Source organism: Collinsella sp. AF15-51, assembly GCF_003462845.1.
In the GTDB taxonomy this organism is placed as follows: Bacteria; Actinomycetota; Coriobacteriia; order Coriobacteriales; family Coriobacteriaceae; genus Collinsella.
Map to the genome: position 1 here is coordinate 138,300 of NZ_QRYG01000001.1, position 20,876 is coordinate 159,175.

At 61.3% G+C, this 20,876-nt stretch carries 16 protein-coding genes and 4 tRNA genes; 8 read left to right on the top strand and 12 right to left on the bottom strand.

Annotation, left to right across the window (positions count from 1 at the left end; genetic code table 11):
* Window positions 1–230: 230 nt before the first annotated feature.
* From DWW51_RS00655 to DWW51_RS00660, 3 genes are all read left to right on the top strand, one after another.
* Window positions 231–1,757: an FAD-dependent oxidoreductase gene (locus tag DWW51_RS00655; RefSeq protein ID WP_117772967.1), complete on the top strand. Its 1,527-nt coding sequence runs from the start codon at window positions 231–233 to the stop codon at window positions 1,755–1,757.
* A gap of 161 nt (window positions 1,758–1,918) precedes the next feature.
* A complete protein-coding gene (locus tag DWW51_RS10250; protein ID WP_197032112.1) occupies window positions 1,919–2,197 on the top strand; it encodes a BRO family protein in 279 nt (92 codons plus the stop codon).
* Window positions 2,188–2,778, top strand: a complete 591-nt coding sequence (locus DWW51_RS00660) for a hypothetical protein (RefSeq protein ID WP_197032113.1) — start codon at window positions 2,188–2,190, stop codon at window positions 2,776–2,778. The genes DWW51_RS10250 and DWW51_RS00660 overlap by 10 nt, the downstream gene beginning before the upstream one ends.
* A gap of 83 nt (window positions 2,779–2,861) precedes the next feature.
* On the opposite strand, the gene DWW51_RS00665 is transcribed toward DWW51_RS00660, so the two are convergent.
* The 3 genes from DWW51_RS00665 to DWW51_RS00675 all read right to left on the bottom strand — a co-directional run bounded on the left by DWW51_RS00665 (window position 2,862) and on the right by DWW51_RS00675 (window position 3,155).
* Window positions 2,862–2,937, bottom strand: a tRNA-Lys gene (locus DWW51_RS00665).
* 43 nt (window positions 2,938–2,980) lie between these two features.
* Window positions 2,981–3,056: transfer RNA gene (locus DWW51_RS00670), tRNA-Lys, on the bottom strand.
* Between the two features lie 22 nt (window positions 3,057–3,078).
* Window positions 3,079–3,155 (bottom strand) — tRNA-His (locus DWW51_RS00675).
* Window positions 3,156–3,321: 166 nt separating this feature from the next.
* Between DWW51_RS00675 and DWW51_RS00680 the strand changes: the two genes are divergently transcribed.
* Window positions 3,322–4,503 carry a pyridoxal phosphate-dependent aminotransferase gene (locus DWW51_RS00680; protein WP_117772969.1) on the top strand — a complete coding sequence of 394 codons (1,182 nt, stop codon included), beginning with the start codon at window positions 3,322–3,324 and terminating at the stop codon, window positions 4,501–4,503.
* 140 nt (window positions 4,504–4,643) lie between these two features.
* Complete coding sequence (locus tag DWW51_RS00685; RefSeq protein ID WP_117772971.1) at window positions 4,644–5,534, top strand: ROK family protein; 891 nt, start codon at window positions 4,644–4,646, stop codon at window positions 5,532–5,534.
* Window positions 5,535–5,648: 114 nt separating this feature from the next.
* Here DWW51_RS00685 and DWW51_RS00690 read toward each other — a convergent pair whose 3' ends face one another.
* The 4 genes from DWW51_RS00690 to argS all read right to left on the bottom strand — a co-directional run bounded on the left by DWW51_RS00690 (window position 5,649) and on the right by argS (window position 12,757).
* Window positions 5,649–6,098, bottom strand: coding sequence for a VanZ family protein (locus tag DWW51_RS00690; RefSeq protein WP_117772973.1), 450 nt, complete (start codon window positions 6,096–6,098; stop codon window positions 5,649–5,651).
* A 7-nt stretch (window positions 6,099–6,105) separates the two neighbouring features.
* A complete protein-coding gene (locus DWW51_RS00695) occupies window positions 6,106–7,506 on the bottom strand; it encodes a hypothetical protein (protein WP_117772975.1) in 1,401 nt (466 codons plus the stop codon).
* A gap of 313 nt (window positions 7,507–7,819) precedes the next feature.
* Complete coding sequence (gene rho / locus DWW51_RS00700; protein WP_369832553.1) at window positions 7,820–10,375, bottom strand: transcription termination factor Rho; 2,556 nt, start codon at window positions 10,373–10,375, stop codon at window positions 7,820–7,822.
* Window positions 10,376–10,903: 528 nt separating this feature from the next.
* Window positions 10,904–12,757 (bottom strand): arginine--tRNA ligase, encoded by a 1,854-nt coding sequence (gene argS / locus DWW51_RS00705; protein WP_117772979.1) that lies wholly within the window; start codon window positions 12,755–12,757, stop codon window positions 10,904–10,906.
* 342 nt (window positions 12,758–13,099) lie between these two features.
* Here argS and DWW51_RS00710 point away from each other — a divergent pair, with 342 nt between their 5' ends.
* On the top strand, window positions 13,100–13,585 hold the full coding sequence (locus DWW51_RS00710) for a CarD family transcriptional regulator (RefSeq protein WP_006235480.1): 486 nt from the start codon (window positions 13,100–13,102) through the stop codon (window positions 13,583–13,585).
* Window positions 13,586–13,702: 117 nt separating this feature from the next.
* Window positions 13,703–14,302, top strand: a complete 600-nt coding sequence (locus tag DWW51_RS00715; RefSeq protein WP_055252329.1) for an HD domain-containing protein — start codon at window positions 13,703–13,705, stop codon at window positions 14,300–14,302.
* A gap of 59 nt (window positions 14,303–14,361) precedes the next feature.
* Here DWW51_RS00715 and DWW51_RS00720 read toward each other — a convergent pair whose 3' ends face one another.
* Entirely contained in the window at window positions 14,362–15,648 is a 1,287-nt protein-coding gene (locus tag DWW51_RS00720; protein ID WP_117772981.1) for a glutamate-5-semialdehyde dehydrogenase, read from the bottom strand.
* A gap of 112 nt (window positions 15,649–15,760) precedes the next feature.
* On the opposite strand from DWW51_RS00720, the gene DWW51_RS00725 reads away from it, so the two are divergent.
* Entirely contained in the window at window positions 15,761–17,179 is a 1,419-nt protein-coding gene (locus DWW51_RS00725; protein ID WP_117772983.1) for an alpha/beta fold hydrolase, read from the top strand.
* A gap of 198 nt (window positions 17,180–17,377) precedes the next feature.
* Here the strand turns inward: DWW51_RS00725 and proB are convergent, their stop codons facing one another.
* The 4 genes from proB to DWW51_RS00745 form a co-directional block, all read right to left on the bottom strand.
* Entirely contained in the window at window positions 17,378–18,505 is a 1,128-nt protein-coding gene (proB, locus tag DWW51_RS00730) for a glutamate 5-kinase (protein WP_117772985.1), read from the bottom strand.
* Window positions 18,506–18,584: 79 nt separating this feature from the next.
* Entirely contained in the window at window positions 18,585–20,090 is a 1,506-nt protein-coding gene (locus DWW51_RS00735) for a nicotinate phosphoribosyltransferase (protein WP_117772987.1), read from the bottom strand.
* 84 nt (window positions 20,091–20,174) lie between these two features.
* The gene (locus tag DWW51_RS00740) at window positions 20,175–20,615 is read right to left on the bottom strand and encodes a hypothetical protein (protein ID WP_117646360.1); all 441 of its coding nucleotides are present in this window, start codon (window positions 20,613–20,615) and stop codon (window positions 20,175–20,177) included.
* 64 nt (window positions 20,616–20,679) lie between these two features.
* A tRNA-Ala gene (locus tag DWW51_RS00745) sits at window positions 20,680–20,752 on the bottom strand.
* Between the last annotated feature and the right edge of the window lie 124 nt (window positions 20,753–20,876).

Genomic DNA, 20,876 nt, shown 5'->3' on the forward strand with positions numbered 1-20,876 from the left:
TGAGCTTTGGAGCCGCTACCTTTCGGGGTAGCGGCTCTTTTTGTTTACGCTGTCGCAGGGCAGCTAATGCCGATATATCAGTTGGGGCGAAATACGAGATGTGATGAGACGGAGCGTCAGAACGTCCATGACGCCCACCTGCCATATTTGCCCTTTACCGATTTGCCGAGTCTTTGCGGCCCCATTGCCGATCACCCATGCGACAATGCGCCGGACGAGAAAGGAATCCGATGGAATCGACTGATGTACTGGTAATTGGATCTGGCATTGCGGGCCTTTGCGCCGCCATCGAAGCGGCACGCACGGGCGCAACCGTCGCTGTGGCAAGCGCCGGCAAGACTATGAGTGGATCGAGCTTCTTCCCCGGAACCTGGGGCCTGGGGCTTATCGGACCCGTTAACGAAGACGACGAACAAGACCTCATCGATACCATCCAGACCGTTGGTGGCGGCGTCGCCGACCCCGAGCTTGTCCAGACGTTTGTCCACGGCATTCCCCAGGCAATTGAATGGCTCGAGCAAGACCTGGGCGTTGAGCTCCAGCGTCCGCAAAGCGCCGAGAGCGCCCAGCAAAAGCAGTTTATCCCCTGCTTTGACCACAAGACGCGCATGTGGCGCGGCCTCACCCGCAAACCCCTTGAGGACGCTCTGACAGCCCGGATCGAGTCGCTCGGCATTCGCCTGCTCCCCCGCCATGAGCTTATCGACCTTGTTGAGGACACGAACGGCAGAATAACCGGAACCGTGCTCTACGACCTCACCGAAAATCGAATCGTGCCCTTTGCCGCCAAGGCCACGATCATCGCAGCCGGTGGCACAAGCGGCCTGTTCGAGCGCAGCCTTACGTCGGCTGATGTGCTCAGCTCCTCGCAGGCCATCGCGCTGGCGCACGGCGCAACACTTACTAATATAGAGTTCATGCAGATGATGCCCGGCTTCATCGAGCCCAAGCGCAACCTGGTCTTCAACGAGAAAACCTGGCGCTACGTACATGTAGACCAGCCGGTAGATATTGCCGACGACAAGCTGGACGACCTGCTCGAGCAGCGCTCTGGATATGGTCCCTTCACGTCACGCTTGGCCTCCCGCGCTATCGATCTCGTCATCGATCAGACAAGTGTCGAAGGCCTGGCACTCCACTACGACTTCCCTCGCGAGGATGTCCCAGAGTTTGTGCAGACCTTTGCCACCTGGCTGCAAGACGAGCACGGCATCGCCCCGACTGACGAGATGCGCGTTGCGATGTATGCCCACGCCGCTAACGGCGGCATCAAGATCGACATGACCGCGTACACGGGCATTGAGGGCCTCTTCGCCTGCGGTGAGGCAACAGGCGGCATGCACGGCGCCGACCGCATCGGCGGCTTGTCAAGCGCCAACGGCATCGTGTTTGGGCGCATCGCGGGCGCATCGGCAGCCCAAGCAGCGCTGGACGCTCCCGAGGCGGCCGCTCCGATGGATATCGCCCTCCCTCAGTATGGCATTGCCACAACAGATGCCGAACGCCTGACACACAGCCTTAAGCACACGATGAGTACCTATTGCATGATCAACAGGACCGAAGCAGGTCTATCCAAGGCCCTGCAACAGCTTGAAAGCCTGAAAGACGAGGCAACGGCGCTGAGCAAGCCGCATGCCAAAGACAGCGAGATCGCAGCCCTCGCCCGCCTGCAATCGCAGAATCAGCTGGCAACGGAGATGGTCAAAGCCATGCGCAAGCGGACCGAAAGCCTGGGTTCGCACTATCGATCGAATTAAACTGGACACCTATCTAGAGCAGAGCACAACTAATCGATATCTATGGGCCCCGTGACCTCGAAGTGGCACGGGGCCCATTCGTGTCCGCACGGCAGCGTATCCTTATTCTGAGTACAGAGCGGGCAAAGCGCGCATAGACAATAGATCAGCGAGGAGGAGATATGGACAGTAGTGATATCGAGAAGTGGCGTGTCGAACTTGATAGCTACGCCAATGTGGAAGACGGCGTTGAGTATTGGCTCGCACGCGATTTAATGGAACCCATGGGATACACTCGATGGGAGAACTTCGCCGAAGTTGTTAAGAGGGCAAAAGTCTCGTGCGAAACAAACAAAACTCCAGTTGATTCCCATTTTCGTGACACCACGAAAATGATAACTGCCGGTGTCGCCGCTCGCGCGGTTAAAGACTACAAGCTTACGCGCTATGCATGCTATTAATCGCCCAAAACGGAGATTCAAACAAGCCAGAGATCGCGCTCGCCCAGGCATACTTTGCCGTGCAGACGCGCCGCCAAGAGCTCATAGAGCAGCGCTTCGCAGAGATTCAGCGCTTACAGGCGCGCCACTCGCTATCCGATTCAGAGAAACAGCTCTCGGGTATTGCGTTCAAACGCGGCGTGGACTCCAAAGGATTCGCGATCATCAAGTCGAAGGGCGACGAAGCGTTATTCGGCGGCAGAAGCACGGCGGAAATGAAACAACAGCTCGGCGTATCCAAGAGCTCGGCATTGGCGGACAGGCTAGCCGATGTTCTCATCAAAGCAAAGGACCTTACGAACTCGATGACGGCCTTCAACGCCGAGGAACACGACCTGTACGGTCTGGACCAGATCAAGCAAGAGCACGTCGAGAACAACACAAGCGTGCGTGGCAGCCTCATCGACCGCGGAATTGTACCCGAGAACCTACCGCCTGCCGAAGATACAAAGAAGCTCGAACGTCGCGTGAAAGCAGACGAGAAAAAGCTCAAGGAGGGTACAGACGGATTCACCGACCCCCAGGGCAGGCTCGACTTGTAAAGCGTCTGTGCCCTTACGGGTTCGGCCCCATGCGAGGTTAATAAAAAAGACGGCCAACCGAAGTTGACCGTCTTAACAATCTTTGGTGGGCCGTCAGGGGGTCGAACCCTGGACCTTGGGATTAAGAGTCCCCTGCTCTACCAACTGAGCTAACGACCCAAAGCTAAAGTCCGTTGTGGCGGACTTTAGAGGAGATATCGTGTGGTGGGCCGTCAGGGGGTCGAACCCTGGACCTTGGGATTAAGAGTCCCCTGCTCTACCAACTGAGCTAACGACCCGATATCATCACGAAGCAAGAACTGGGGTGGGTAAAGGGACTCGAACCCTCGACCTACGGGACCACAACCCGTCGCTCTAGCCAACTGAGCTACACCCACCGTGTCCTGTGCGCTTCGCGCTCGACTATTATTGCAAGGAACGCCACGCGATGCAAGCCCCAATTTTCAAGAATTTTGAAAAGAGTTTTTCGAGACCATTTCGAGCAATTCCCACCGGTTTCATAGGAGTAAACTTGCCCCACTGCAAATGCTCGAAAGGACAAGCATGAAAGAACTCTCCAACCGTACGGCAACGTTTACCGATTCGGTCATCCGCCGCATGACGCGCATCTCCAATAAGTATGGCGCCGTCAACCTGTCGCAGGGCTTCCCCGACTTCGATCCCCCGGCGCAGCTGCTCAACAGCCTGAGCGCCATCGCCAGCGACCCCAAGCCGCTCTATCACCAGTACTCCATCACCTGGGGCTCCCAGGCCATGCGTGAGGCGCTTGCCGCCAAGCAGGAGCACTTTATGGGCATGCCGATCAACCCCAACGAGAACATCGTGGTCACCTGCGGCTCCACCGAGGCCATGATGGCCGCCATGATGACGGTCACAAACCCCGGCGACAAGGTCGTCATCTTCTCGCCATTCTACGAGAACTACGGCGCCGACACGATCCTCTCGGGTGCCGAGCCCATCTACGTGCCGCTTAACCCACCTGCGTTCGACTTTGACCGCGAGACACTCGAGGCGGCCTTCCGCGACAACGATCCCAAGGCCATCGTCCTGTGCAACCCTTCCAACCCCTGCGGCAAGGTCTTTACGCGCGAGGAGCTCACCTTTATCGCCGACCTCTGCAAAAAGTACGACGCCTACTGCATTACCGACGAGGTATACGAGCACATCGTCTACGCGCCCCACGAGCACGTCTATATGGCCACGCTGCCCGGCATGTTCGATCGAACCATCAGCTGCAGCTCGCTGTCCAAGACCTACTCCATCACCGGCTGGCGCCTAGGCTACACCATCGCTCCCGCCGAAATCACCGAGCGCATCAAAAAGGTCCACGACTTCCTCACCGTAGGCGCCGCCGCTCCCCTGCAAGAGGCCGTCGTCACCGCCCTCAACTTCGACGACAGTTATTACCAGGAGGTCCTCGACCTCTACACCGCCAAGCGCGACCTATTCTGTCAGGGACTCGACAGCATCGGCCTCACGCACAACGTGCCGCAGGGCGCCTACTACGTGATGATGGACATCTCTGAGTTTTGCTATGACAGCGACCTCGACTTCTGCGAGGACCTAGCCTCAAAGGTGGGCGTGGGCGCCGTGCCCGGCTCGAGCTTCTTCCGCGAGCCTGTCAACCATCTGGTCCGTTTCCACTTTGCCAAGCGAGACGAAACGCTCAACGCAGCACTCGAGAACCTCAAGTCCCTGCGAGATAAAATCAAGCCGCGCGGGTAGAGACGGCCCAACAACTAAAAGCACCAAAGAAACCTCGCATCGTCCGTTGGGCTGCAAGGTTTCTTTTTATAGCGCTTTCTTAGTTTTTTAGGGCGCTATACTTTAGAGGTGAAGTAACTCGCCCAATAGAGAGGGACGCTATGGCAGAGCAGCAGCTTATCGGAGCGCTCGAGGCCGGCGGCACAAAGATGGTGTGCGCCACGGGCTATGCGGACGGCACGGTCCTGGAGCGCGAGCAGATTGCGACCACAACCCCGCAGGAGACCGTTGAGGCCGTCAACGCATGGTTTGCAGACAAAGGCATCGCCGCCCTGGGCATCGGAGCTTTTGGCCCCACCGCAGTCAACCCCGCCTCGCCCCAGTACGGCAAGATCTTGGAGACCCCCAAGACGGCATGGCGCTACTTTGACCTGCTGGGCACCATTCAAAACGAGCTCGACATTCCCTGCGGCTACGATACCGACGTCAACGTCGCCTGCTTGGGCGAGGTCACCTTTGGTTGCGCCCAAGGCCTCACGGACGTGGTGTATCTGACCATCGGCACCGGCGTGGGCGCCGGCGTGCTTTCGGGCGGCCAGCTCGTGCACGGCATGATGCACCCCGAGGCCGGTCACATCCTGGTCACGCGCGACCCGCGCGACACCATTGGCGAGCACAGCGGCTGCCCCTTCCACGACAACTGCCTCGAGGGCCTCATCGCTGGCCCCGGCGTTAAAAAGCGCTGGGGTGGCAAGAGCGCCGGAGAGATGGCCGATGACTCGGAGGCCATGGACCTGCTCGCCGGCTATCTGGCGCAGGCGCTCATGACCTACATCCTGTGCTACGCACCGCAGAAGATCGTCATCGGTGGCGGCGTGGCCGACCACACCCCCATCGTGCCGCTCGCACGCAAGAAGTGCGCCGAGATGCTCAACGGCTACATCGTCACGCCCGAGATGGCCGACATCGATAGCTACATCGTCAACAACAGCCTCGAGGGCAAGCAGGGCATTATGGGCTGCCTGGCCCTGGGCGCACAGGCGCTTCAGTAGCAGACGCACCCACAGGACGTGGCGCGCCCGGCAAATCCGACCTACGGAACGACGCCACCACGCCTCATATAAGCTCTCAAATAAAAAAGGCCGCCTAGGACCAAACAATACGTCCTAGGCGGCCTTTTTGGCGCACATCAGCGACCGTAAGAGATATCGGAGCACAACGCCCGTTGCCGCACCACAGCAGTCGATCATCACATCGGTGATCATGCCGGCGCGTCCCGGCACAAAGAGCTGAATCGTCTCGTCGATCGAGGGAATCAGCAGCAGGAACACCGCCGTGGGCAGCAGCACGTCAAAGGTGCGCCGGCCCTCAAAATCAAAGGCGTGCGTTGCCAAGATGCCGAGCACCATATACTCGGTAAAATGCGCGCACTTGCGAACAACAAAGTTGGTCACCCATGCATATGGGAGTCCCACGCCGCGCAGGAAACCGCGGATAGCTTCCATGACCGTTAGGCTCAGCGAACCCGACCCCGAGCCGGGAACCAGCGAATTGCCCCAGATCAAGAGCGCCATCAGGCAGGTCACGACCGCCCATTTTCGATTGATCTTAACCATGCAGAAGTTATGCCTCCGCGCGGAGCGGCGCGAAGCTGGCGGTACCGCCCTCGATAACGCTCAGATAGGCACGGCCCGTACGCTTGGCGGTAGAGGACTGCAGGCGCTCGATCTCTTCCTCGAGGATCTGATTGACGCGCTCGTGACGACGATTTTCCATAATGCCGGCGGCAATAGCCTCGGCTCGCTCGATGCCCTCGCGCGAGATACGGGCGGTATCCTCGGGGAACACAGCGCTGTGACGGCCGACATAGGCGGGTGCAGCAGGCTGAGGGGCAGCGACGGGAGCGGGAGCTGCAACAGGAGCAGGCTCGTCGATCTCGTCCAGAATCGCGGTGGCAGCGGCCCACATGTCCTCGTGGCCCGAGTAATCGGCCATGGGGACATCAACCTCGAGCGAGGCATCCGGAAGGTCGCCGGTGTCGATGCGATCTTGGGCATCAATCGATGCGGTGATGGCTGCAGGCTCATCGAGGTCATCGAGATCGATGTCCGCGGCACCGGAAATGATAGGCATGCTGGCGAGGTTTGCGTTGTACGGCGCAGCCTCAGCCGCCTGCTGCTGGGCAGGAGCGCCCCAAAGCGAGCTTTCGGCGGCACGGCGGGCGGCAACGGCCTCCTCGTCCGCGGTCATGGCTTCATCAACGTACGAATTATCGGCAGAAGCGTTCGCGTCCGCCGAGGTAGCGCTGTAGGCGTTATTGACTGCCGCGTTGGCAACGAGTGCCACGAAAGCCGCCGTGCTGCCCGCAGGGGCGGCCTGGGAGCCCGACACGGCGCGTGCCGCGGCGGCGATATCATCGCGATTGAAGGAGCCGGTCTGCCCGCCGTTGGTGAGCTCGTCGATGGCGACTTGATAGACGTCGCGCGAGCGTGCAGGGTCGCAGCTAACCGGCGAATCGTCGTCGAGCATGCTGTCGATCATGGACCAAGCCTCGGCCTCGTCCATAGCATCTGCGGCTCGAGCGATGGTAGGGACACCATCATCGGCATGACGGCGCTGGAACGCACCAGTCAGGCCGGAAAGGAATGCCGAGGTAGACTGCTCCGACTGAGCCTGAGAAGCAGAAGCCGCAGCGTACGGAATCGCATCCTGCTGCTGAGCTGGAATCGAGGCGGTCTTGAACTCGCTTTGATGCTGATTGAGATTGGCGGCACCGCCCATGGCATCGGGCTGGAACAGACGCTCTTCACGCTGCGCACGATACTCGGAGATACCCAGCGAGGCGGCATAGATACCCACGCCCGCCACCGCGCCCACGGCGAAGGGAACTGCACCCGCCACGACCGTCTCGTTCACCGACGAAAACGGCAGCGTCGCGGCATACATAACCACGGGAGCGGCAAGGCCGATCCCGCACGAAAGTCCGGCAAGGACTGCTCGTTGTGTTGCATCAGAAGAAGCCATGAGCTCTCCCCATCTTCCAGCACCCAAATCGCATCATTCAGTTGGCTGCGCGAGAGAAGATGAAGCGGGGCTATGCCCCAAAGCAACGGTATATGGTTCGTTTCATCTGCGTTTTCCGTCGCGAAGCTTAAAAGCTATTATGCGAAACCGCCCTGCCGATTGCAAGCGACGATGTCGGATTGAAACGGGAAACCTGCTGTTCGTCAGTCTTACAGTCAAAAATAAGCGTGGAGCGGCGCTATGGAAAAGGGCCGAGGCTCAAAGCCCCGACCCTTTATCGCATTGATGACTATCGCTGCGCGCGGATGACAACCTAGAACGTCTGCTCGTAGTCGCTGTGTTTTTTGGCCGAACGCACCAGGAACTCCTGGTTGGTGTTGGTGCCCTTAAGACCCTTGATAAACGATGCGGCTGCGCGCTCGGTGTTGTTCATGCCGGCAAGAATGCGACGCAGGCCAAAGACAAACGGACGCATCTGCTCGTCGACCAACAGGTCCTCGTTACGCGTACCGGAGGCAACGGGGTCGATAGCCGGGAAGATGCGGCGGTCGGCCAGGTCGCGGTCGAGCTTAAGCTCCATGTTGCCGGTGCCCTTGAACTCCTCAAAGATGACCTCGTCCATCTTGGAACCGGTGTCGATGAGGGCAGAGGCCAGGATGGTAAGCGAGCCACCGTTCTCGATATTGCGGGCTGCACCCAGGAAGCGCTTGGGCGGATATAGGGCCGCCGAATCGACGCCGCCCGAAAGGATGCGGCCCGAGGCGGGCGCCGCCAAGTTGTAGGCGCGGGCGAGGCGCGTGATGGAGTCGAGCACCACCACGACGTCGCCACCCAGCTCTACGATGCGCTTGGCGCGCTCGATGACGAGCTCTGCCACGCGAGTGTGGTTGTCGGCAGGCATATCGAAGGTCGACGCCACAACCTCACCCTTGATGGAACGCTGCATATCGGTGACCTCTTCGGGGCGCTCGTCGACGAGCAGGCAGATGAGGTGCACCTCGGGGTTGTTAATCGAGATGGACTGGCAGATCTTCTTGAGGATCGTAGTCTTGCCGGCCTTGGGCGGGGACACGATCAGGCCGCGCTGGCCCTTGCCGATCGGTGACACGATGTCGATGGCGCGACCGGTGATGGAATCCTTGCCGTGCTCCATGCGCAGCGGCTCATTGGGATAGACCGGGGTGAGGTCGCCGAACTTGGGGCGGTTGCGAATCTGCTCGGGGTCCAGACCGTTGACGGTCGTGATTTTGGCGAGGCCGGCGCGCTTGTCGCCGCCGCGCGAAGGACGCAGCGAGCCCTCGATGACGTCGCCCGTGCGCAGGCGCGCGGAGCGGATGAGGTAGGCGGGCACGAAGGCGTCGTCGTTGGACTTCATGTAGCCATGGGCGTGGATGATGCCGGAGCTGTCCGGGCGAATCTGCAGAATGCCCTTGATGTCGCGGAAGCCCTCGGCCTTCGCGGCGGTGACGTAGATCTCCTCGACGAGCTCGGCTTTCTTCTTGCCGGTCGTCTCGATCTCGAACTCCTTGGCCTTCTCGCGCAGCTCAGCGACCTTCATGGCAGCGAGCTCCTCGCGCGAAAGCGTGGGCTCGGTGGGAGCGGCATTACGCTCCTTGTTGCGCTGTTTGCGATCGCGCTGGCGGTTGCGGCGGTCGTTGTTGCGCTCGTCCTTGTGCTCGTTGCGCTCCTCGTTGCGCTTGTGCTGGCGACGGTTGGGGCGAGCGCCGTCTTCGCCCTCGGCGGGGGCGGCACCATCGGTTGCGGCGGTGTCAACATTGGCCGCAGCGGTGTCATTGGTCTCGGCGCCAGAATTAACCTGCGCTTCGACATCAGCCTGCTGCTCGGCGGCCTTGGCCTTAATGGACTTCTTGCGACCGCGCTTGGGCTTCTCGGATGCAGGCTGTTCGACGTCCTGGGGCTCGACGACATCAGTCGATGCATCGGCGGTCGTCTCGGCGGAATCCTCGGACGCACCCTTCTTGGCAGCCTTGGCCTTGGACGTGCGCTTAGCAGCAGTACGACGGCTGCGACCGGGACGGACGTCGGCGGGCTCGGCATCGGCGGGAGCGGCCTCGGAAGTCGTAGCATCCTGGACGGGTGCATCGGCAGCGGTTGCAGACTCGGCGGTCGCCGCAGCATCCCGAGCGGCTGCAGCTGCGGCTGCGGCCTTCTCTGCCTCGACGAAGGCCTTGGGCTTGCGACCGCGACGGTGCGGGCGCAAAGCCGGATCGACAACGGGAACTTCGCTGGCCTCGACAGGCACAGCGGGCTCAGCAGGCGATGCGCCCTCCCCTGCCGCGGAACGGACCGAAGCCTCAGTGAGCTCGGGGGCTACCTGTTCCGCAACCTGCTCGGCCTTAGCAGCCGTGCGGCGGCGTGTGCGCGGTGCCGGCTTCTCGGTCGGCAGGTCGGCGGCAGGGGTCTCGGGCACAGACGGAGCTGCAAGCTCGGTCAGAGCCGCGGCCTCGCGCTCGGCAGCACGACGGCGGGCGCGCACCACCTGAGCCTCGCTAATCTGCGCCAACGCACGTGCCTGCGCGACCTCATCGGAAATCGGCGCCGAGGAGTCAGCTGCAACGGTGCGCTTGGCGCGCGTCGTGCGCGTGGTACGGCGCTTGGGCTTGGTGACCTCCTCGCCGTCAGTGGCAGGCTCGGCCGTGTGGCGCGTGAGCTTGGGCTTTGCCGGAGCAGCCTCCTCACCAGTTGCAGGCACGGCCTTCTCAGCCGCCACAGGCATAGGCGTCGAAGCAGCCTTAGGCGTCTCAGGAGCCGAGGCTTGCGCGGGCGCCGCGACCTGGTCCGACGCAACCGGTGCAGCGGGAGCGGCCTGCGTCGTCGTTATTTCGTTTTCTTGCTGTTGATCAGACACAGTGTTTGCTCAACTTTCTTTTCAAGCCCTGTGATCACATGCTCCCTGCATAAACCTTCAGGGCGGCTAAACAGTCTAGTTCCGTTCAAAACAACGAACATCATTGATCTGTATCGAGATGATTGCGTCAACTACGCAGCGTTAGTGTAACACAACCGCCGTCACCTGCAACTTAGTCATCGGGGACGTTCATAAACGACTAGTCAAAAGGGACACTCTTTGTTTGCCACCCACAAATCCGACTGCCTCCGCCAAAACTATGGCGGTTTACTACGATGAATCGCTCAACCGCGACCACTCCGAAACTTGTTGAACTAAAACCGCAGGTAGACGCCTTGCACTTTTTAGCAAAACGCCGGCGTGGTTAGAATTCCTCAATTCATCGTAGTAAACCGGCATAGTTTCGTATTTCCAGCAGTTCCAAATTCATCAATACGTCGGCGTTTGCGAAAAAAGCCCGACCTCCGTGGGAGATCGGGCTTATAGGGCTCAGTTAAACCAAACCTACACGGTCAAATGACCCGCAGGTTACATCTGCTCGGGCGCGGAAACACCAACGAGGGTGAGCACCAGGGCGAGCGTCACGCGGACGGCATCGCAAGCGGCCAGACGGGCACGCGAAAGCTCGGGGTCGACGGGACGACCCTCGCTCGGCAGAACCTGGCAGGCAGCGTAGAAGCTGTGGAAGTCACCGGCGAGCTCCTCGGCAAAGTGCGTCAGACGGAACGGAGCGCGGTCGCGAGCGCAGCTGGCGATCAGCTCGGTAAGCTCGTTAAGCTTGCGCGAAAGGGCGAGCTCGGTCGGGTCGGTCAGCAGCGAGTAATCGACGTTCTCACCGATGGCCTTGGCGGCAACGGCCTTCATGCCCATCTCGTCGGCCTGCTCAGGCGTTACGTCAGCGGCACGGCGCAGGATGGAGCAGACGCGAGCGTGAGCGTACTGCACGTAATAGACCGGGTTGGAGTTGTCGCGCTTCTTAACGGCCTCAATGTCGAAGTCGACCATCTGGTTGGAGCTCTTGGAGATGAGCGTGTAGCGAGCGGCATCGGAGCCGACCTCGTCGACGAGCTCCTGCAGGGTCACCATGGTGCCCTTGCGCTTGGACATACGGACGGGCTTGCCGTTACGCAGCAGGTTGACGAGCTGGCCCAGTAGAACCTCGAACTTGCCGGGGTAACCCAGAGCGTCGCAGACGCAGCGGACGCGCTCGATGTAACCGTGGTGGTCGGCGCCCCAGATGTCGATGACGTGATCGACGCGCTGGAACTTATCCCAGTGATAGGCGACGTCGGAGGCGAAGTAGGTGTACTCGCCGTCGGACTTGATCAGGACGCGGTCCTTGTCGTCGCCCAGATCGGTGGAGCGGAACCACAGGGCGCCGTCCTTGGTGTAGAGGTAGCCCATCTTGTCGAGCTTCTCAAAAGCGCGGTCGACGGCGGAGGTGCCGGCGGTCTCGCCCTCGGTGTCCTTCACATACAGCGAGCGCTCGGAGTACCAACGATCGAAGTCGCAGTTGACGGCATGGCAGAGGTCGCGCATGTTGTCGACCATCTTCACATAGCCGCGCTCACGGAAGCTCTCCATACGCTCCTGCGGATCGGCGTCGACCCACTTGTCGCCGTCGGTGCGCCAGAACTCGGCGGCCTCGTCGATGATGTAGTCGCCGCCGTAGGAGTCCTTGCCCAGAGTCTCGGCAAAGTTGTCCTGATACGGATGGGTCTCGGGATGCTCGTCGTTCTCGTCGGCAACAAAGGCGTCACGGTCGGCGATCAGCAGCTTGTGAGCCTCGTCGATATCAACGCCCTGCTTGGCGATGATGTCGGCAAGCTGCATATAGCGCGTGCTGATGGAGTTGCCGAAGGTGTTCATCTGAGAGCCGTGGTCATTGATGTAGAACTCACGCTGGATGTCGTAACCGGCGTGGTCCATGACGCGGCAAAGGGAATCGCCCAGCGCGGCCCAGCGGCCGTGGCCGATGTGCATGGGGCCGACGGGGTTGGCGGAAACGAACTCGACCTGGGTCTTCAGGCCACCACCGACGTTGGACTTAGCGAAGTCCATGCCCTTCTCGCGAGCCTCGCCAAAGATGGCATTCTTGACGGCAACGGAGAGGTAGAAGTTGATGAAACCGGGGCCTGCGATCTCAACCTTCTCGATCGCGGGATCCTCGGGCATATGGGCAACGATGGCCTCGGCGATCTTGCGCGGGACGCAGTGGGCCAGCTTGGCGGACTTCAGGGCCATGGTAGAGGTCCACTCGCCATGAGAAGTGTCAGCCGGTCGCTCGATAGCGCAATCGTCAAGTTCAAATGCGGAAAGGTCGCCGGCCTCCTGGGCCGCAGCAAGCGCAGCGCGTACCAGCTCTTCAATCTTCTCGGGCATAGATCCTCCTTGTGTTAAAGCCCCCGAGCTCTTGGTCACTCGTAGGGCAAAAGCCAGAGTTTGTAGCACTCTATCACAAGCGACGGACACTGTCGCAGGGTAAAGCCAATCGAAATTGCATATGCACAAAATTGACTACAGCTTGTATGGACTCACTCAAAGATGCCGGTCTGCCTGCAGATTATGCACGCGTTGAAAATGCATAAAGGTGTGGATGAGCTGTGTCTTTTATCGAATACTCTTACCTATCAGAGTTGTGTGCTTTTCCTGCATAAAGTGAGGATTTGCGCACGTCAGCGTGTTATTCTAGACATACGTAAATTCGTATAAGTTGGAGGTAGCATGTTCTCAATCGGTCAACACGTCATTCATCCGGGTCAGGGAGTCTGCACCGTCGTCGGTTTTAGGGACGACACGCCGCAGCCCATGCTGTTGCTCGAGACCAAGCAGGGACATGCGCAGACGATCCTTATGTACCCCGTGGCGCAGGCCGACCGTTTGCACGCTGCCATCTCGCAGCAAGATGCCGAGCACCTGCTGAGCCACTACGACGAGCTGGAGTGCGACACCTTTACCGAGCGCAACAGCTCGCTTGAGGAGACGCACTTTAAGCAGCAGCTCAAGCTGGGCGCGCCCGAGACGGTCCGCGTGGCAAAGACCATGATGCACCGCATTCGCCAGGCCGAGGAAGCCGATAAAAAGCCCAGCTCTTACTATATGCGTGTACTCAAGGAAGCCAAGCGCCGCTCCATCGAGGAGTTCGCCGTGGCATTGGGCGTCACCGAGGAGGCCGCCGAAGCCCGCCTAGCCCAAGCCGCCCTCAACTAACCCATCCGCGCCAAAAACCACCACAAAGGGGACAGGCACCTTTGTGGTGGTTTTTTCGTTCTAGTCGTTCTAGTAGTATTCATTCTTAGCGATACCTGCGAGCACAAGGAGTCTTTTATGGCAGAGCCACTTTCCGCCGGAATCACCCGCGATCGCGCGTTCGAACTGCTCAACGAGCACAATAAGGACCCGTTCCACATCACCCACGGCGAAACGGTCGAGGGCACCATGCGCTACTTTGCGCGCGAGTTCGACCCCGAGAACGAGGAGTTTTGGGGCATCGTCGGTCTGCTGCACGACCTAGATTGGGAGGAGCATGAGGACGACCCCATGAACCACACCATCTATGCGGCCGAGATCCTTGAAGGCGAGGGCGCCTCTCCCGATCTCATTCGCGCCATTCAGACGCACACGTCGGACTTCAACACCTCGCTGCCCAAGCCCGAGCTGCAGATGGAAAAGATCCTGTTTGCCTGCGACGAGCTCACCGGCTTGATCGGTGCTGCCGTCATCATGCGTCCGAGTAAGAGCGTCATGGACTTTACGACCAAGTCGCTCAAGAAAAAGTTCAAGGATAAGCGCTTTGCCGCCGGGTGCTCTCGCGACGTGATTACGCAGGGTGCCGAGATGCTGGGCTGGGAGCTCCCCGAGCTCTTCGACCGTACCATCGCGGCCATGCAGTCCTTCGCCCCCGACCGCGACACCTTTCAGGCTTAATTCCAAAACCATCACAAAGGGGACAGGCACCTTTGTGGTGGTTTTTGTTTGCGCGGGCGTTAGGGGCGGACCTGGCCGGTGCCTCGGAGCTTGTATTTGTAGGTGGTGAGGGCCTCGGCGGCAAAGGGGCCGCGGGCGTGGAGCTTTTGGGTCGAGATGCCAATCTCGGCGCCCAGGCCAAACTCACCGCCGTCGGTAAAGCGCGTGCTGGCGTTGGCATACACGGCCGAGGCATCGACCTCGTCCAGGAAGCGCTCGCAAGCATCCGTGTCCTCTGCAACGATGGCCTCGGAGTGCATCGTGCCGTAGCGGTTGATGTGCGCGATGGCCTCGTCCTCGTTCGCCACGACCTTCACGCTCATCTCGAGCGCCAGATACTCGCGACCCCAGTCCTCCTCAGTCGCGGCAACGTAGTCATCGCCCTCGGCAAGCCCGGCGTCGGCGCATGCGGCGCACGTGGCCTCGTCGCCGTGAATGAGCACGCCGTGGTCATGCAGCACGGCCACGACCGCGGGCAAAAACGCATCGGCCACGGCACGGTCGACCAGCAGCGACTCGGCGGCATTGCACACGCCCACGCGCTGCGTCTTAGCGTTGATGATAATATTGAGCGCTTTATCGAAGTCGGCGGATTCATGCACGTAGATGTGGCAGTTACCCGTGCCCGTCTCGATCACCGGAACGAGCGACTCGCGCACGCAGCGCTGGATCAGGCCCGCACCGCCACGCGGAATGAGCACATCGACGACGCCGCGGAGCTTCATGAGCTCGCCGGTGGCCTCGCGGTCGGTAGACTCGATCATCGACACGGCCTCGCGCGGGAAGCCCTTGGCCTCGAGCGCATCGGCCAGCAGTTCGGCAATCATGGCACACGAGTGATAGGCCAGCGAGCCGCCGCGCAGAATGCAGGCGTTGCCGGTGCGGATGCAGATGCCCGCGGCGTCGGCCGTCACGTTGGGGCGCGCCTCGTACACCATGGCGACCAGGCCCAACGGCACGCTCACGCGGGTGAGGTCCACGCCGCTTGCGAGCACGCGGTGGTCGAGCACGCGGCCGACAGAATCGGGCAGCTCGGCGAGCTTCTCCAGGCCGGCGACCATACCCTCAACGCGCTCGGGCGTCAGCAGCAGACGGTCGAGGAGCCCCGCCGAGGTCCCCGCATCGCGCGCGGCGGACATATCGAGCTCGTTGGCGGCGACGATGGAGTCGATACCGTTGCGCAGCGCTGCGGCCATGGCGCGCACGGCCTCCTGGCGCTGCTCGTCGCTCGCCGTGGCAAGCGAGGCCGACGCTGCCTTAGCGGCAACGGCAAGATCGTGGACATACGTGGCTATATCGACCGACATGGGCGGCCCTTTCTCCTAGAAGTTTGCAACCATGGTAGCCGATTTGCGCATGGCCTCGCCCGCGGCGGTAGAATTGGTCAACCCGAAACACCGCAACGAACGGAAGACTCACATGGCCCTCATCACTTCGTACCACGTCCCCGGCCTGTATGTCGAGGACCACAGCATCGACGTCCCCCTCGACTGGCGCGGCCTGGAGCCGATGCTCCTGGCCGTCGGCAGCACCATGCGCCGCGGCGCTATACCGACACCCATCGCCGGCGCGCCCGAGAGCATCAAGCTCTTCTACCGCGTGGTTTGCGCACCCGACCGCATCAACGACGACCTGCCGCTCCTTCTCTTTTTGCAGGGTGGCCCCGGTGGCGAGAGCCCGCGTCCGCTGTCGCCCACAAGCGATGGCTGGATCGAAGAGGCCGTCAAGCATTTCCGCGTCGTGCTGCCCGACCAGCGCGGTACCGGGCGCAGCAGCTGTGTAGACGGGCGCACGATTGCCGCACTGGGCGAGCGCGCCGAGGCGGCCGGCTCCGATGCTGCCCGCTCGCAGGCGGACTTCCTCAAGCGCCACCTCGCCAGCTCCATCGTGCGCGATTTTGAGTACCTGCGCCTGGTGGGCTTTGGCGGCAGGCCCTGGGTCACGCTCGGGCAGAGCTACGGCGGCTTTTTGACGCTGAGCTACCTGTCGCTCTTCCCCGAGGGCGTGGCGGCAAGCTTTACCTGCGGCGGCATCCCCCACGTACCGGCGAGCGCAAGCGAGGTCTACGCGCACACCTTCCCGCGCATGGCCGCCAAGACGCAGCAGTATTACAACCGCTACCCCGCCGACGTCGAGCGCGTGGCGGCCCTGGCAGATGCCCTCGAGGAGCAAAAGCCCGTGCTACCCGACGGCTCGCCGATGACGGTCGAACGCCTACAGCTCATGGGCAGCGACTTTGGCATGAAGCCGAGCTTTGAGCGCATGCATTGGATTATCGATCATGCTTTTGTTGACGGCGACGGCACGCTGGCCTGCGGCGCCTCGGTATCTGACAGCTTTTTGATGCGCGCCTTCGAGCGCACCAACACGCGCACGAATCCGCTGTACTGGACGCTTCAGGAGTTCATCTACGCCGACGGCGACACCATGCCCATTCGCTGGGCCGCGGCAGAAGAGAAGGCCCGTCGTGCCGAGTTCGACACGCTCACGCGACCGCTCATGTTTACCGGCGAGGCCATGTTCCCGTGGATGTTTGAGCAGATGCCCGAACTTAAGCCCTTCAAGCCGGCGATGGATCTGCTTATGGAAGACACAAGCTGGGACAAGATCTACGACCCGCAGCGCCTGGCGTGCAACGAGGTGCCCCTGCAGGCCGCGGTGTACTTCGATGACATGTACGTGGACTCGGGCATGCAGCTCGATACGCTCAGTCGCGTGGGCAACTCGCATGCCTGGGTGACCAACGAGTTCGAGCACGACGGCTTGCACGGCAGCGTGGTGTTCAAGCACCTCTTCGACGAAGCCCTCAACCGCGGAGACCTGCGCCAGATCTTCTAGCAAAGGAGTGTCCCCGTCTGCCGGCACAATAGGAACGTCCCCAAGTGCCGGCAACGACAATGCCGCTGGTAGAGGACAGAAAGCGAAAACGCCCCTAAGCGAGCAAGGTGACGTGAAAGAGGAGGGCATTGACCTTTTGGTCATGCCCGACGATTGAACGTCAGATTGCCGCTTAGGGGCGTTTGCAGCGTCAATTGGTTAGGCGAACACTATCAAGTTGTCCCTATGGATCGCCGGCTTCTCGGCTAGGTCTGCCAGTAGACGGTTGCTGGCGATCTGGTCCTGGCGGCGGCCGGCGGCAAGCTCCAGCACGTCCGAATCGGCCTCGGCGATACCGCGGGCGACGACCATACCGCTCGGGTCGCACACGTCGAGCACATCGCCCTCGGAAAACACGCCATCGACCTCGTGAATACCCACCGTAAGCAAGGAAGAGCCACGGCTTACCAGCGCCTTCGCAGCACCATCATCGACCGTCACCGAGCCATGTGCCTTGTCACCCAGCGCGATCCACAGCTTGCGCGGCGCAATGTCCAGGCGCTCCGCCGGCGGATCGAACAGCGTGCCCACGCTCTCGCCGCGGGCGAGGCGCACGAGTGCATCGGGCTCCTCACCCGAGCAAATCACGCTCTGAATGCCCGCCGTCATCAGGATGCGGCTCGCGCGAATCTTGGTGATCATGCCGCCCGTGCCCACCGAGGTCGAAGAATCGCCCGCCGAGGCGATAATCTTGGCATCGATCTTATGCACGACAGGAACAAACTCGGCCGTGGGGTCCTCATGCGGATTGGCAGTATAAAGGCCATCGATGTCCGAGAGCGTCACGCACAGATCGGCAGAAACCAGGCAGCTCACAAGCGCCGCCAGTGTGTCGTTGTCGCCAAACTTGATCTCATCGACGGTAACGGTATCGTTCTCGTTGACGACCGGCACCACGCCAAGCTCCACGAGGCGCAACAGGGCGTCGCGCGCATGCAGGTAGGACGTGCGACGGGCCGTGTCGTGGCGCGTGAGCAGTACGAGCGAGGTGAGCAGGTCACGCGCATGAAACTCCTCGTCGTAGGCCGACGAGATGATGCACTGACCAGCCGAGGCGCAGGCCTGCAGGCTCGGCAGGTCGCCGACCGGCTTGCGGTCGAAGCCCAACACGGGATAGCCACAGGCGATAGCGCCCGAGCTCACCACGACCAGGCGCCAGCCAAGCTCGCGCAGCGCTGCGGCCTGGTCGGCAAGTCCGCCGATAAAGGCGCGGTTGACCTTGCCGTCGGCGCCCACCACCGTGGACGAACCGATCTTTACCACCATCGTTTTATAAGAAGTCGTCATACGTCAAACCAATCAACTGTTCAGCGAACGGCCGAGCTGGCGGCCAAGGGAGCGTGACTCGCCCCTACCGCCCAAGGAATTAGTGAGCCCAGGGAAAGGCAGAAGCCGCGGCCATGTTCTTACGCACGAGCTCGTCGCGCACCTGAGCCAGGCCCTGCTCCATGCCCACCACATAGGTCTGCGGGTACAGGAAGCGCTTGAAAGCTGCGTCCAGATGATCGAGCGCCCAAGCACAGCGCTCGCGCGCGTCCTGGATGCTCTCACGCGGAGCCACCGCACTGCCATCGCGCACGATCGGCACCAACAGCTCGCGATACTCAAGTTCGGACACGTCGGTCACCAGGGCGGCATCGTTCACGGCTACGAGGGTATTGCCGCGCGCGGCGCCCTCCCCCGCCAGATGGTCCTCGTCGTAGATCATGTCGCAGACCGGGCCGCCAAAGCCGTCGTAATAACGGCGCACGCGTTGCACACCCGGGATCGTGCGCTTGTAGGGCTGCTCGGAGAGCTTGACAACCGGCGTCCATGGATCTGCCTCGCTCGCACGGCGGGCGGAAAGCTTGTACACGCCGCCCAGCGCCGGCTGGTCGTAACAGGTCGCAAGCTTGGTACCCACGCCAAAGCTGTCGATGGGCGCGCCCTGGTCGAGCAGCGACTGAATCGTGTACTCATCCAGATCGTTGGAAACCGAAATCCCCACATAGGGCAGGTCCTCGGCATCAAAACGGCCGCGCACATACTTGGAGAGCTTGGCGAGGTCGCCGGAGTCGATGCGAATGGCCGACAGGCGCTCGCCCACCGCTTCCATCTCCTTGGCAACCGTAATGGCATGTTCACAGCCCTCGCGCACGTCATAGGTGTCGATGAGCAGCGTACAGTTCTTGGGGCTCGACTTGGCAAAGGCGCGGAAGGCCTCGAGCTCGGAATCGAAGCTCATCACCCAGCTGTGCGCATGCGTGCCAAAGACGGGAATACCGTAGCGGCGGCCGGCGAGCACATTGGACGTAGAGGAGCAGCCGGCAACGTAGCTCGCGCGCGCGACGGCCAAGCCGCCATCGGGACCCTGAGCGCGGCGCAGGCCAAACTCGGCAACGGGACGGCCGTCCGCCGCCAGCACCACGCGCGCCGTCTTGGTGGCGACAAGCGTCTGGAACCCAACGATGTTGAGCAGCGCCGTCTCAAGCAGCTGGCACTCCAGCGCGGGGCCGGTGACGCGAACCATGGGCTCGCGCGGAAAGACGAGCTCGCCCTCGGGCACGGCGTCGATGTTTACATGCGCACGAAAATCGCGCAGGTAGTCGAGGAATCCAGGCTTGAACATCGCGCCGCCGGCCGGGGCCTGGAGCGAGGCGAGGTAGTCGATATCCTCGGGCGTAAAGCGCAGATTCTCGACCAGCTCGGGCAGTTCGGCGGTGCCGCACATGACGGCATAGGCGCTGCCAAAAGGATGGTCGCGGTAAAACGCGGTAAAACAACCCTGCTCATTGGCCTTGCCGCTCTCCCACAGGCCCTGGGCCATAGTGAGCTCGTACAGATCGGTGAGCATTGCAATGTCGGTGGGATGCGAGATGTCGGTCAAAGCCATGGGGCGACCTTTCGGATGCGTTGTGCAGAGGTTGAGGGTTGGAAAAGGGCAGAGTGTTCGGGCATGGCACCCAGCGCGAATGGGCTAGAGCAGGCCCATGCTGGTCAGGATCGTGTAGCCCATAAAGATGACAAACGCGATGAGGGCAAGGACAATGATGATTTTTTGAGCCGGCGCCATGCCAGGGATCTCGTTCTCGCCCGTAGGCTCCTTGGAGGTAACCATGCGCTTGGCAAAGGTCATCTCGTCACGGCTCGGCTTGGGCTCGACGGACTTGGAACGAGCGACCTTTTTAGGCTGAGGTTTAGGTGCGGTGGGCGCGGGCTTCGCGGCGGCGGGCTTGGGCGCGGGGGCGACGTTCGCGGCGGCCTCCTCGGCCTTCGCACGCTCGGCACGCAGGGCGGCCAGCTCCTCACGCTCGCGGCGTGCCTCTTCCTGGGCCTCGCGACGAGCTTTCTCGGCGCGGAGCTCTTCCAACTCGGCGCGTTCCTCGGCAGACAGTGGTTGGGACTCAAGCTTGGCCATGGTACAGCCCTTTCTTTTAAAAAAAGCCGCCGACACAATGTCAGCGGCTTATCAAATCCAAGGGTGGAGACGAAGGGAGTCGAACCCTCGGCCTCTGCCATGCGACGGCAGCGCTCTCCCAACTGAGCTACGTCCCCAAGACAAGTTGATATTTTACCTACGGCTCGCCAACTGTCAACGCCCAATACCCAGTCTTTTTGGGACGCGGCTATTTTGACAACTTTTCGAGCAGGCGATCCTCTCGATGATTTTTTAATCCCC